The organism is Amycolatopsis ruanii, from assembly GCF_003385175.1.
In the GTDB taxonomy this organism is placed as follows: domain Bacteria; phylum Actinomycetota; class Actinomycetes; order Mycobacteriales; family Pseudonocardiaceae; genus Amycolatopsis_E; species Amycolatopsis_E thermalba.
On sequence record NZ_PQHY01000016.1, the window covers coordinates 60,817 to 74,646 of the forward strand.

A 13,830-nucleotide genomic window follows, 5' to 3' on the forward strand; every position below is an offset into this window, starting at 1 on the left:
CGCCGTTGGTTTGGGCGCCGGTGCCGGGAAGTACCCGTTGGCTGTCGAGCAGCCAGTGATGGCGCAGGCAGCGCAGTTGGTGCCCGGGGTGACGACCGTGACACCGCATGCGCGGTACTTCGCGATCCACGGCATGGTGATGGCCGAGGCTCAGGCGAGAGGGCTCGACAAGGACGCGACCACGGATCTGCTTCGACGGACGGAAGTCGCGGCGGCGGCGGTCTCCTTCGTCCACCACGGTGGACACGACTCGCCGACAGGCCGGGCGCACGGCACCGATTCACTGGCGCAGCGCCTCCGCGGCGGGACGCTCGTCATGGAAGAGGCGTCCGCTGTCGGCGGCTACGCCAGGAACTCCTGGGGATTCTCCGGCGCATACCTCGGTTCCGAGGTGACGCTCGGCGTGCTTGATCAAACAAGAGGTCCCGGAGAAACGTACGACGACGTCGCGGTCCGCGGCGGTATCGGCAGGTTGCTGGACCTGGCCCGCGAAGACGAACTCACCTTGTCGGATCTAGCTCAAGACACCGGCCTCTGCATCTGCGCCGGGCCGGGACGGCCCGACGGTCGATGGCTGGCGCGGCTGTTGTGTGGCAAGGATGAGCGCATCGCCGAGGACGAGGCCACCTTGTCCCGGCGGGAAACGATCCGGCTGCTGGCGCGGATCGTCGACACCCACGACATCCGGAACCTCACCGAGCAGGTGACGGACATCCTCGCCTTCGGTGTCTTCCTCAGCACCGACACCGTTGCGGCAGCCAGCCCGGTCGCACACCGGTGGCGTGGTGTCACCCTCCGCAATCACGCTGTCTCGGCGTGGCGGCGGCTCTGGGCGTGGCTGGTCGACCAGGTGGTCGACGTGACCCACATCGATGACGTGGTGGCCGCGCTCCTTGCCGAGTTGCCGGCAGGCACCGTGGGCGCCTGGTTGTCCGAGCTTCCCTCTACCACCGGACCCGATGGTGCGCCCGCACCCGCTGAGGTCAGCCTGTATGACGGCTACGGCGCCCCCGCGGCGGACTTGCGTGTGCTGTGCGCCAACGCGGCCCGAGTCTCGGAGCTCACCGGTGAAATCCGAAAGGTGTTCGCAGGCAGCCCCGACCACGAACTGACGCCCGCCTGGCTGGCCGCGAACCTGGACGCGCAGCGATCGCACTCCCTGCACGCGTTCGCGGACCGTCTGGTCAGACAGCTGCTCGCCCGGAGCGAGCGGGTTGCGCTCATGAAGACCCGCCGGAAGGCAGACGGGACTCTGTGGTTTCCCGGCCGCGTCCGTTCGCTCGACGGTGGTTGGCTCTACAAGACCGGTGCAGAGGGGCGTGGACGGGTGAGCCTGCGGCTGGCTCAGCTGGGCAACGTGCTCGTGGGGTCCGGCGTCTTCGCCGACGTCGGCGGCAGGATCACGGTCACCGCCCTGGGACGTGATCTCCTTGTCTGACGAGCACACGATCGCCGGCAACGTTCGCGAGGGCGCGGCTTCGCCGCTGACCTGGATCCTGCAGGCCGAACGCGGCCGCTGGCGCCTCAACCACGCGATCTTCCTCAGCTACACACTCGACCTGGGCTTCTTCGAGTCCCAGGTGCTCGGTCTGGTCCGCGGTCTGGGCTCACGCGTCACGGTCGTCGGGGACGCCGGCGCGGCCAGACCGGACCCCCGTGCCGTGCGGCAGGCCGGCCGCGCCTACCTGGCGGGCTTGGCGGTCACCTCCGGCGCCTTCCACCCCAAGGTCATCGTGCTGGCCGGCGACCGGGAGTGCCTGGTCGCGGTCGGGTCCGGCAACACGACACTCGCCGGGTGGCAGGACAACGCCGAGCTGTGGACAGTCCTCCGAGGCGGCACGGAAGGCGTCCCCGCCGCTGTCCACAGCGTTTCCGCGTGGATGCGCGCTCTTCCCGGCCACGTCCGTTTCTCGCGCGGCGTGATCGAAGCTCTGCGCAGCGCCGCCGATCAACTGGAGACCTTCCCGGTCACGGCGAACAGCCCTTCCGTGCTCGACAATCTCCACGAGCCTCTGCTGGGACAACTTCCCGAAGGCCCGGTCGATCACCTGCGGGTGTCAGCTCCTTTCCACGACCGGGGTGCCGCCGCGCTCCACGCCCTCGTGGAACGCATGCGCCCCAGGCACTTCACTGTCGCGTACCAGCCCGGCCGCACCGTGGTCGACGCGCCCGCGTTGGAAGAGCTGATCATCGACACCGGTGGCACGCTGGTCGCGGACCTGGAGCCGCGATACCGCCACGGCAAGCTGATCGAATGGACAGTGGAGGACCAGACGTTCGCCTTGACCGGCAGTGCGAACCTCTCGTCAGCGGCCCTGCGACGCGTGACCGGTGCGGGCGGAAACTGCGAGCTGGCCGTGCTGAGCACGGTGGAGGCGACGTTGATGCCGCACTTCTCGCCTGTGCCGGCGAGAGCGGTGCAGCCCGCCCGAATCTCGTTGCCCGCACCGGCGCCAGGGCCGCGTCTGCTCGGCGCGACCCTCGTCGACGGTGCACTCCACGTCCAGCTGGTTTCGGCCCTGAACCGCACCGGCAGGCTGGAGTTGTCCGATATCAGCCGCCCGCCGGACGACTGGACGGCCATCGCCGAAGTCGGACCTGGCACGCTGGAGGTCATGGTCGAGCGCGACTGCACGCCCGGCAGCCACGTGCGGCTCGTCGACGCCGAAGCCGTCGCCGGCCCGTTCGTTCCGGTCCTCGACCTGGCCCGCGCCACGCGGACGGTAACAACCAGCCCAGTCAGGCAACCGCCGACCCTGACCGACCTGATCGCCAACAGCACCTTGGCCGAGCGGTTCCTGGAGGACCTCGCAGCGTTGCGTCGCGCGATGCGCGAACTTCGCGCGTCCACGGCCTCGCTGCACACCCAGGCCGCCTGGCAGAAGGAGGTCGCTATCGCCGACGACCGGCTCGGTGTGACGCTGGTCGACCTCGCACTGGCCCGCAAGCGAGACGACCGCGTCGACACCGGGATCTGGTCGGAGGACTTGGACGCCGACGAGACCGAAGCCGGCCTGGAGGAGGAGACCGCCGAGTCCGTCGACGCCGTCCAGAACGATCCCGATGGCCCACCACAGGGACTCGCCGAGAAGCAGCGGCGCACACTGCGCCGGTGGGCACTGAAGCTGGCCGCGACTCAGGACGTGATCGCCACGGTCGACCGGTTGCTGCCCGTCCGCATGATGTTCACCCTGATCGCCATGGAGGTGTGGGACGACGACTCCTGGTTCCCGCTCGTGGCCGACCTGCTCGTGGACTTTCAGCAAGCCGAAGACCCGCCCCCGGAGGCGGAGGCCCAGATGGCCAGCATCGCCGCGGTGGGTCTGGCCTTGTTGCGCTGGTGCGTTCCGAGCTACGACCACGGCAGCGAAAACGCGTTGCGGTATGCGGCAGTGGCCCGCGCCGTCGAGCACCTGTTGCCTGCGATGGACGCCGACATCGTCGCCGAGTACAGTTCCGAACTCGAGAAGCACTTCGGAACCGCTTTGAGCCCCGGCGCGGTGTACGCGGTCGCCGAGAAGGTCGTCCAAGCCGACCCTGTCAACGACGCGTTGTCCGCTCTGGAGGAGCAGGGCCGGGTCGCCCACGCGGACCACCCAGCGGTGATCCACGTCCTGGGGGACTGGCCGAGCCCGGTGTTCGTCGCGCTGGCGGCCGTCGCCGCAGCGCAGACAACCCGGGTGGCAGCTTGGGCGCACGGCACCGCGAAGGGCTGGGTCCTCCTGGTGTGGCGAAACCCCGATCTGTTCCGTATCCAACCGAACGGCGACCTGGTTGTCTGGAACCACTACCGCTGCAACCAGCGAATCACCCCGCGAGCCATCCTGGAAGCGCGCGACTTCACCTTGGCGGAGCGAGTCAGGCGCGCGGCAGGCGTCCATCCGATACCCGAGGCGGTAGACATCTTGCGAGACATGGGCGTAGACCTCACTAAAGGGCTTCGTTGCGCCCGGACCGCCGACGATCGCTGAGCTGGCGCACCGCGGAACGACGGGACAGCGCGCTCGACAGAAGACCGGGGCCCGGCAGGGCTGGGGACCTCCCGCCCGGCCGAATTCGCTGCACCTCCCCGGGTCGCCCGTCTACGCGGCGGCTGCGAGCCGGATCAGGTTCGCACCTCCGCGACCGCCGAATGGCAGCGGCGGTGCGAGACCGTGCGGCGACCAGCTGGCCGGCCATCCGGCCGCACGGCGGCTGGTCATTGCTCGTCGACAGTGGACAGCAGTTTCTGCACGCTCCCACCGAAAGCCCGCGACTCGGCCGCGACACGCCCCCCTGCACCATCGCCGTCGGCGTCGTCTCCAGCCCGGCACACGGCAACCACCTCGGCGAGCTCGTGGAAATGGCCGTCCGTGCGAAGAAGGCAGCGAAGGCCGGCGGCCGCAACCACGTGGTGCAGCCGAAGCGCCGGCAGTGCCACCCCTCATCCGAACAAACGCCGGCTCAGGGAAAGAACCTCGAAAATCTTCTAGACCGCCGCGGAGTCGAGGAGCCCTGCGAGGTGGTCCGCGATCACGCGGGTCATCCCGGCCGATGTCAGGCCGCCGTAGGACTCCTCGATGCGCCGCCACGTCGAGATGCCCTCGTTGACTTCGATGACGACCGGACCGTCCGGTCCCTCCACCAGGTCGATCGACGCCAGATCGAGGCCGAGCGCGGCGACAGCACGCACGCTGATGTCCCGGATCCGCGCGGTGAGTTCGACCTGCTCCCAGCGGATGGGGTACAGATGGTGGCGTACCCGTTTGTCGGGTGCGGTGCTGTGTTGATACACGCACGCGACAACGGTCCGGCCGACGACGGTGACCCGTACGTCGCGGCCCGGATTCGGGACGAAGGGCTGTGCACACAAGACTTTCCGCTCCTGGAGCAGATGCCATACGACGATCTCCTCGCGCAGGCCGAGGAGATCGGCCTCCGTGCCGCTCGGACCGTGAGCGCGCAGATGCGTCATGTCGATGGAGGCGTGGCCGATCACCGGTTTGAGCACCACCTCGCCCCACTCCGCGAGGCACTCCTCGACAGCGCCCAGTGTTCCGACGACCCGGGTCTCGGGTACGGGCAAGCCCGCAGCCTCCAGCGTCGCGGCCTGCCGCACCTTGTTGCGGCAGCGGCGCATGTCCGCCACCCGGTTGACCACGCGGCTGCCGCCATCCGTCAGGTGGTCGAGCCAGTCGTAGAGGAGGGCCAGATCACCACCGGTGTGGCGGGTAGCCACGCGGGACTGCACCAGCACCAAGGCAGGCGCGGACGGCAGGCGCACACTGCCTGCCCCGGGCTCCAGTGCCCGCCAGTCGACGGGCGCCGCCTCGATGCCCAGGCCGGCAAGCTGCTGTGTCAGCCGGGCCATCTCCCAGGAGGGCGTTCCGGATCGGTCCAGCAGCCAGACCGGCGCCGTCGGCGTCATGCGCGGGCCTCCTCCACGACCACCGGCAGCAGCATCTCCCGCCTGCCGATGTTGACCACGGGGTCCAATGAAGCCCGGCACTGGAACGCAGCGAAGTCCCCGTCGAAGAGGTAGGTGTCGATGCCGTGCGCCATCCGGCAGCGGCGCCCGCCCGAGTACGGGCGCAAATCGCTTGCCGCCAAAGGGAGATAGCGCTGGACAACGTAGGTGTCCGGCGCCGCCAGCGCGGTGTCGAGGGCCGCCTCCCACACGGGTTGGTCGGTGAACGGTCCGACCACGACGCCCTCGCCACGGGTCTTGTCGGCCGGTTTCATGATCAGCCGGGCACGGTCCTTGCGGAGGTAGGCGGCCAGGTCGTGTCGTGTTCCGTCCGGAACGGTCGTCGCGCCGGACGAGACGCGGCGGGTCCACGGTATGTGCCGGTCGATCACATCCTGCTCCGCTGGGCCGAACAGCGTCCTGAACCGCTCGTCCGTGAGCAGGGCGAGAACCGACTTGTCGTTGAGGACGCATTGGGCCAGCAACCCGTTGACGAAGGTGACGTCACCAGCCGCCGCTGCGTCGAGGTAGGCGACGGCCTCCGGCGTACGGATGAGGTCGACCTGGTCGAGCTTGTTGTAAGCGAGGTCGATGCGTCGCCCGTTCAGGAGGACAGTGCCCTCGCGGGAGCGCACGAAGGAGCGGGCGTCGGCGATCTCGGTCTCCACCCCGGCGGCGGTCAGCCCCTCGCTGATCCAGTCGACCTCGTTGGCGTACTTGCCGCGCAACTGGACCACAGCCGCCGACTCAGGGAACCGGCCGGTCTTCCGTTCGTGCAGTGCGACCAGACGGCGAACGAACAGCCCAGTGTCCTGCGCCTGGGGCGGATCGGTGAACGGCGTCAGATCCAGGCCCAGTTCTTCGCTCACCGCCTGCGCCCAGCGGCGGTGGACGATGCCGTTCTGGATCACGCCTCCCGGGCAGGCCGTGTTGGTCTCCATAATGCGGAACCGGCCGTCGACCAGCGCCCCGTCGAAGCGGCACACGAAGACGTCCGGACGGGTTCCGGTGTCGGCGGCCAGCCAGTGCTCCGCGTGCGCGTATCGGGGGAAGAACTCGCGCACGTCGGCGTGTTCGCGGTACAGCGCCGCGACTCGTTCGAGGAGTGCGTGCAGTTCCCGCGCCGCGTCAGTAACCGCTGCCGCTTCCTCCGCGGACAGCACCAAGGGGCGGGGACTGGCCGGATAGGGTCGTCCCTCGAAGTGGACGCCGGCGTTCCACAGTTCGGTACCCAGGCGGTCGGCCAGCGCCGTGAAGTCCTCTGCCGGCAGATCGTCGATGATCCCGAGAATCTCCTTGCCTGCCACGTGCACACCTCCGGAGGCGGGTTCAGGGCGTTTCCTGGCGTACGAACTCCGCCCAGTGGTGGGTCGGTTCGAAAGACGGGCGCCGCGTCCTGGAAAGGGCCCCTGGATTCCGGGCAACCGCGTCCAGGGCTTCGAATGCGTCGTCGCGTTTGACGTCGGGTTTCCGGGCGGCCACGAAGCGACCCAGTCCTCGAGCTGGTCTCGGGGAATGCCCGCCTGCCGAGCCTGCTCGGCCAGGCTGGTCCAGTGACGGTCCGCGTAGAACAGGGATTTGGCCAGCCGGACCAGGGTGCCGGCGGAATCGGGTCCCAGCACGCCCTCGGCTCGGACCAGCCCGGCGGCGTGGCGGATCGTCACCATCGGCACGGACAGGGTCTGGTAGCCGGAACCGGCGTCACCATGGGCGACGGCAACCTCGTCGTCGTCGGTGAGAGTGCCGTCACGGTACGGCGGAAGACGCGCCCGATACCGACCATCCCGAAGTCCGCCAGTTCCGCGGCGCGCAGGGCGCCCATGCTGGAGCAGCCGAACACCGCCAGCCCTTGGTGGAGGGCGTAGAGGATCTCCTTGTGCTGAACGCTGGGCACCTGGTGGAAGTACCCGTCGATCAGGAGAAGCGTGCGGTACCCCGCCTCCACGGCGCGGTAGACGTCACCGGCCGAAGCTGGGGGAGTGCGGTCAGGCCGGCGACGCGTTCGGCTTCCCCGGCGCCGAGAGTGGGTCCGACGAAAACGCAACCGTGCAAGTCAGCCTCCTTCCGCGGTCCCGCCGGAGACCGGGGCCGGGCTCGGGTAGTGGCGAATGCGGGCGATGCCGGCGACCAGCAGGCTGGGGAGCGACAACGTGGCGACCGCGGCGCAGAGGACCAGGGCCAGGGTCAGGCCCGTGCGGTCGCCGTACGCGTCCGCGAGAAGCTGGGCCAGCGCGCCGCCCGCCAAGGCGCCGAGAGGAATCGTGCTCAGGTTGATCGTCCGAGCGGTCGCATGCACCCGGCCCAGCAGACGGGCTTCCGTGACCTGCTGGCGCAGCGTGGTGACGACGGCGTTCCAGATCGGCAGCCACAGCGACGACACCACCATCACGGTCACCACGATGCCAACCGGCGGCAACACCAGCGCCAACGGCACGGCCAGCCACGCCAGCCCCTCGCACCCGGTCAGCAACAAGGTGCGGCCGACCCCCAGACGCCCGGCCAGCCAGCCGCTCAGCATCGCTCCAGCCACCGCGGCGACAGCCCCGGCGGTGAAGAGGGCTCCGGCGACCCCCGGGGACAGCGCGAGTGCCCGGTACAGGAAGAGCACCAGCACCGTCCGCACCGCGCTCATCCCCAGGTTGCGCAGTCCCGCTGCCACGGTGAGCGGGCGCAGGAGGGGGTGTCCCCACAGGAAGCGCAAGCCCTCGGCGATCGAACGCCACACACCGGTCCTCGCGCCGTGCGAACCCGGGGTGGGTTCGGGTGCGCGGACGAGAACGACCCCGGCCACCGATGCGAGAAAGGACAGCGCGTTCACCGCCAGGGCGCCGGCGGCGGCCAATGCCTGCAGCAACGCCCCACCGGGCACGGGCCCGATCAGCCGGGAGACGCTGCTCGACATCTCCAGGCGCGCGTTCCCCCGCGCCAGCGGCTCCCCGGACCGGAGCGTGGGCAGATACGACTGGTAGGCCACGTCGAAGAGGACCGAGAAGACCCCCGCCACCGCTGCCACGACATACAGCTGGGCGAGGGACAGAACGCCGGAGGCCGCGGCTACCGGAAGCGTCGCGAAAGCCGCGCACCGCACCAGATCGGCCGTGATCATGGCGGGACGGCGGCGGACGCGGTCCATGAGCACCCCGACGAACAGCCCCAGCACCGGATAGGCCGCGGAGGCGATCGCATTGAGCGCGCCGACCTCGACGCTGCCCGCGTGCAGCACCACCACGGCGACAGTCGGCAGCACGAAGGCAGACACCTGATCGCCGATCAGTGACACGGTCTGACCCGTCCAAAGCCATCGGAAATCCCGCCCGGCTGTGCTCACGCCACTGGCCTCACCGGGGCCAGCGCGGAGCCGTAGGGGCCGTACGCGCCGGGTACGACCACCTTCACCACCCACGGGCCCGGATCGGCGCCGCCCACGTCGAGGACGACGATCCGCTCGAATCCAGCACGCCGGAGTGCCTCCGCGGCCACCGCGACATCGGAGCCAGCGCTTCCACGCGGGTACGACCGCAAGGTCGCGAAGTCGATCCGCTCGCCTCCCCTGTGCAGGTCAGTCCACACTCGCCGGACCAGGCCGATGTCGTGGGCCCTGGCCATCTCCTCCCTGGTGACGTCGTCCCGGCTGCCGGAGATGTAGGTCAGCCTCTTCTGCGCGGCCTCCTGCAGCGCGGGGGCCAAGGCCGCGGCCGGTTCCATGCGGCAGCAGAAACCGTCGTGGACCCCCGTCCCGAACCACTCGGCCTCGTCGGGGTCCGGCAGGACGACGCAGCCCACTGCGGGGAGCCCGGCGGCACTGGTGATGTTCCAGGCGGCGACGTACACCCCGCGTGCGGCGAAGCGGTCCAGCAGCCACCGGCATCCGGGGTCTCGCACCGTGTCCAACGCGATGCGCCGCTCGTCGTCACTGGTCCCCCACCGCCATTCCGCATCGCGCTCGATCACCTCGCACAGCGCGTGCAGCATCGCCTCCGGCCGGGTGTTGCCCGACGCCAGACCATTCGAGTTGCGGGCGAGCCAGGGCGCGGTCAGGCTGTCGAGCCGGAAGTCCAGCGACACGACCTCCGTCAACTCCTCGAACGACGCCACTTGGCCCGCCGCGTCGATGTTCTCCGCATGCCGGACCTCCAGGCTCTCCATCAGCGCTGCTGTTCGCGCGGAGGCGGTGTCCATGCCCTTGCCGACGCTCACGGCCAGCGAACGGGCAAGGGGCCGCACAGCGAGGCACACCGGGATGCCCAGCACATCCAAACCGGTCACATCGGCGAGACGAGTCACGCCTGCCGACGGCATCAGACGCCGGAACCGCGCGAACGTCTCGTCCGCCCGGCAGGCACGACCCACTCTGCCCGTCAGGCGCGCCTCACGGTTAGCGCGGCGGATGCGGCACCGACGCTGTGCACCGAATCTTTCACCGATCTCGACATGACCTCCTCGCCTCATTCGAGGTATCACGCAAGGGACATCAACGTACAACCAGGTTGGGGACTCAAGTCGGGTGAACCGCGAGTCTTGCTGCAGACGGGTCACTGATCGCTGGTCTCGATGCCGTTCGGCAGGACCGGATACCGGGCGGCCTCGACCCAATCAGTGCCGAACCGCACAATTCGACAATTCAGACAAAGCAAGCGTTGATACCGATCGGAACTGGCAGCCACAATTCACCGACGAGGCGCGCGAGGTAACGTCACACTCCGATTTCACCGGTTCGCCACCATGCATCCGGTCGTAAGGTCAAGACCGAATGGAAATCAAGATAGGCTAAGGAATCGTCGTCCGGCAAGTATTGAGCCTGCCAAACACGTTGTCGGTCATACCGCAAAATCGCACCGAACCAGCCATGACACTTCGCTTCTCACGACCTCGCCAACCGCGTGATCGCATTAAGCATCAAATCGACCAGATTGGCGTTCGACAATCCCTTCGGAACTACCATTCACGCACCCGCGAAGTAGCAGACGTTCATTTGAACAGGGCGCCCCGTTGACCGCCCAGTGCGTCTCACGTCAAGATGCCAAGTCTTGCACGAGTTCGTTGGTCCGATTTCCGGTTGCTTCGCCGACAACTGCAGCGCTGGGCGAAGTCCTGGCAACGTCCGTCGGGCTCATTCGACTCGCAAAGCGGGCGGCCACCGGGGCGGCCCCGCGGCCAGGAGTGCGACCCGTTCCCGCACTAGCGAAATATGCGCCCCCCCCCCCCGCGAATTTTGACCTTCCGGTGCGGAGAGACCTTTGCCGGGGATGCTTGCGGTAGCGCAGGATCGGGGCGTCGACCAGGACTCCCTCCGCGGCGGCGGAGGCTGCCATGAGAAGCCCGGTGTCCTCCATACCCAGCAGCGCCGTCCAGCCGCCCAGCTCCACCACGAGGGGCCGTCGCCACATGGCTCCCGCTGGGTGGACCGGAAGCCGGTAGTGTTCCGGATCACTCAACCATTCGTCCGATAATGCTCCGCGCCGCTGAATGCCGGGGGGCAACGGTAGTGGATGCTCGCGCAGGGTGCCGTCGGGGAGCAGGTCGCGGGCGTGGCCGACCGCGTATCCCGCTTCCGGGTGCCGTCGCATCGCCGCCACCAGCAGCTCCAGCGCGTTCGGTTCCAGCTGGTCGTCGGCGTCCAGGTTCTGCAGGAGAGGCGCCTCGGCGCGGGCCAGGGCGATGTTGCGGGTGACGGCCGGCCCCGCCATGGCCCGGTTGCTCTCGACCTGGACGCGTTCGTCGGTCAGCGCTCCGGTGACAGCCAGGGCTGTGCGGACAGCGGTGTCGTTCACCCCGTCGATCTGCACCAGCCATCGCCATCGCGGATAGGTCTGCGCGCGCAGGGACGCGTAGGCCGCAGGCACGAACGGTGCGTAGGCGGCGTGCACCGCTGTCACCACATCAACCCACACAGTGTGTATCTACCATCGCGAGGCGGCCCCGGTGTGGTAAGTAGTGGATCAATCACAGTCGGTCGAGGGGAAGCATGGACAAGAAGGCCCTGCTGGACAGTCTGCGTCAAGCAACCACGACGGGCTCGCGCGAGCTGGATCGCATCTGCGAGGCTGCCGCCGCCGAGCTGATGGCGGCCGGGGCGGAGCCTCCGTTCGAGGTCGGATCCGCCGACTTCGCCGCCGACCCCTTCCTCATCTGCGCCGATCGCTACTGGCGGTTGCGGTTCCTGGAACTGCCCACGGTCGAAACCGCCGCCCGGTGCGCGCACTGGCTGACCCGCTCGGCCGACGTCGAGCAACGCACCGAGATCGCCCAGAAGTGGGCCCTCGGCTACGCGTTCATCACCAGGGACACCGTCGAATCCGCGCGAGAACTCACCGAAGCCAGCGGCTGGATCCTGGAGGAACACCACGGCTCGTCCGCCATCGCGTATTTCGCGACCGTCTACCACGCCGGCAAACTCCGGGCGAACTTCGCGTTCGACGACCTGCGCCTGTTCCTCGATTCCGCACTCCTGGCCCTGGCCTGCGACGAGCACCGCAATGACCCGCTCTTCGTCGCCCTGGAAGCCTTCGCCGCCTTCGGCAGCCGCACCATCACCGCAGAACACGCGATCACGCTGCTGGACAAGGCGTGGGCATCCCCGCAACGGACGCTGCACGTCGTCGACCTCTGCCTCAACGCACTCGCCGCGGCCGCCCCCTTCGAGGGTCAAGCCGATCTCCTCCGCACCCGGGCCGAAGAAGCCGTGGCCGCATTTCCGGACAATCACATCTTCTACTTCCGGCTGGCGGCAGGACAGCGCATGTCCCGGGACTGCGACACCGCGCTCGACACCATCGACACCGCGCTGCGGCTCCTGCCCGCGACCGGCAACCGCGGCAGCCACAAACTGCTCCAAGAGCAATACCTCCGCGAACGCGACATGATCCAGGAAGGCCGGCAACTGGCCCAATGGTCGGCCGAGGAACGCCAGCGCTGGGCCGCCCAAGAAGCCAGCAACGCCGATCTCCGCCGCACACTGCAGAACTCCACCGTCCGCGCGATCGAACTCGTCACCGTCTTCACCGCCGCCATCGCCTTCGCCGTCGGCTCCCTGCAAGTCACACTCGCCGGCACACTGGCAGTCAAAGACCGGATCTGGATGATCATCACGTTCGGCGCGGGCCTTCTCGCGTTCGCACTGCTCATCATCGGCGGAACGTGGTGGATCACCCGCAGGCGCCGCAACCCGTGACGCGTCCCCTCCGGACTCCGGGCCTGTCGGCCCCGCAGTAATCTCTCGGACCGGGCATCGCTGCCCAGCTCGTCCAGCCAGTCCACGGCGGGGCAGCGGATGTCGGGCGACCGGCCGCGGGACGTGTGGCCGGCCTCGGCGCCGCCAGAAGGACGCGGGCGCTGTCCGGCGACCCGATCCACGCCCCAGCTCACCGGGGTCGACGGACTCCGACGTCGGCCGCCATCGTATCCAGGATGCCGGGAAGGTCGGCAACTGTCTCCTCGGATGAGCGACCGCCACGACTCCTTGGCCTTGCTGGCCAACTCGGTGGCCGCGTCGGTGCGGTTCACGATTCCCACCCGCTTGTCAAGCGCGCGGCACCGGGGACGGCGCCTCGCCGGACTGGCGATACGCCTGCGCGAGGACGACGTGAGCATCGTGGGCGGCATGGCGGACACCGCCAGCCAGGTCGGCGGCTCACTTTGGCTGCCCGTCCCCGACACTACGGCCACGCGGTGACCAGCCTCGTCGTTGGCCGCAACCTCACCGACCGCACCCTCAAGACCAATGGCACGATAAGTCCTGATCCGAGCTGACGAATGGGAGACACCATGCAAGAACCGAGAAGCGCCGGAGCCATGGGGGCCGATTTTCCCTACACCCTCAAGACGATGTGCTACATCGAAGTCTTCGCAGACGGCAGCGTCCACTGGGGCGGGGATGACAACACCTACCACCGCGCACTCACCGGTACATCTCGCTTATTCGCGGTCTGGCCGGGAGAATGGTCGAGCCACCTCTTCGCCATCGACGACCTTGACCAGTACGCCCGGGCCTTTCGAATCATCCACGACGAAGCACGAACCGGGCTTACCGACCACGAACACCAAGTCCGCTGGTCAGTCAGCCCCCACGAGCAGAAGCCAACCGCCTCCTACATCAGCATCAACCTCTGGCTGGACTGCGGCTGCACAATCCGCGACTTGGAAACTTTCGCATCTCAAATGCGACAGCAGAAAGGCTGGCATATCGCCACCAGCGGCGGCTGGGGAAGCAGCGAAGACAGCACCGGACGAACCTACTCGATGAGGGCACGTCGCAAGAGCCTTGCAACCTAACTACGTCCCCAACAGCTATACAAGACGTGCCGACCCCAGTCCCCTGGCACAGCGAAAACCAAAGCGCGGAGAATGCATCACACTACGTCAGAGCGAGTCGATCAGCTTTCGGA

The 13,830-nt window shown here is 68.4% G+C and carries 9 protein-coding genes and 1 pseudogene; 5 read left to right on the forward strand and 5 right to left on the reverse strand.

Annotated features, from left to right (window positions below; all coding sequences use genetic code 11):
- The first annotated feature begins 58 nt into the window (after positions 1 to 58).
- Both D0D28_RS11590 and D0D28_RS11595 read left to right on the forward strand, forming a co-directional pair.
- A complete protein-coding gene (locus D0D28_RS11590; RefSeq protein WP_162831040.1) occupies positions 59 to 1,438 on the forward strand; it encodes a hypothetical protein in 1,380 nt (459 codons plus the stop codon).
- Positions 1,431 to 3,971: a hypothetical protein gene (locus D0D28_RS11595; protein WP_162831041.1), complete on the forward strand. Its 2,541-nt coding sequence runs from the start codon at positions 1,431 to 1,433 to the stop codon at positions 3,969 to 3,971. Before D0D28_RS11590 ends, D0D28_RS11595 begins: the two co-directional genes overlap by 8 nt.
- 497 nt (positions 3,972 to 4,468) lie before the next feature.
- Here D0D28_RS11595 and D0D28_RS35600 read toward each other — a convergent pair whose 3' ends face one another.
- The 5 genes and pseudogenes from D0D28_RS35600 to D0D28_RS11630 all read right to left on the reverse strand — a co-directional run bounded on the left by D0D28_RS35600 (position 4,469) and on the right by D0D28_RS11630 (position 11,313).
- Complete coding sequence (locus D0D28_RS35600) at positions 4,469 to 5,407, reverse strand: ATP-grasp domain-containing protein (protein ID WP_162831042.1); 939 nt, start codon at positions 5,405 to 5,407, stop codon at positions 4,469 to 4,471.
- Positions 5,404 to 7,391, reverse strand: a pseudogene (locus D0D28_RS11610) (TfuA-like protein). Before D0D28_RS11610 ends, D0D28_RS35600 begins: the two are co-directional and overlap by 4 nt.
- Positions 7,392 to 7,499: 108 nt before the next feature.
- Positions 7,500 to 8,849: an MFS transporter gene (locus D0D28_RS11620; RefSeq protein WP_346009479.1), complete on the reverse strand. Its 1,350-nt coding sequence runs from the start codon at positions 8,847 to 8,849 to the stop codon at positions 7,500 to 7,502.
- Positions 8,771 to 9,712, reverse strand: coding sequence for a YcaO-like family protein (locus D0D28_RS11625; RefSeq protein ID WP_162831044.1), 942 nt, complete (start codon positions 9,710 to 9,712; stop codon positions 8,771 to 8,773). Before D0D28_RS11625 ends, D0D28_RS11620 begins: the two co-directional genes overlap by 79 nt.
- Positions 9,713 to 10,458: 746 nt before the next feature.
- A complete protein-coding gene (locus tag D0D28_RS11630; RefSeq protein WP_205413234.1) occupies positions 10,459 to 11,313 on the reverse strand; it encodes a glycosyltransferase family 2 protein in 855 nt (284 codons plus the stop codon).
- 98 nt (positions 11,314 to 11,411) lie between these two features.
- On the opposite strand from D0D28_RS11630, the gene D0D28_RS11635 reads away from it, so the two are divergent.
- From D0D28_RS11635 to D0D28_RS11645, 3 genes are all read left to right on the forward strand, one after another.
- Positions 11,412 to 12,617, forward strand: coding sequence for a hypothetical protein (locus D0D28_RS11635; protein ID WP_094002560.1), 1,206 nt, complete (start codon positions 11,412 to 11,414; stop codon positions 12,615 to 12,617).
- A 267-nt stretch (positions 12,618 to 12,884) separates the two neighbouring features.
- The gene (locus D0D28_RS11640; protein ID WP_094002559.1) at positions 12,885 to 13,118 is read left to right on the forward strand and encodes a hypothetical protein; all 234 of its coding nucleotides are present in this window, start codon (positions 12,885 to 12,887) and stop codon (positions 13,116 to 13,118) included.
- Between the two features lie 92 nt (positions 13,119 to 13,210).
- Positions 13,211 to 13,717 (forward strand): hypothetical protein, encoded by a 507-nt coding sequence (locus D0D28_RS11645; protein WP_198958068.1) that lies wholly within the window; start codon positions 13,211 to 13,213, stop codon positions 13,715 to 13,717.
- Positions 13,718 to 13,830: the final 113 nt, after the last annotated feature.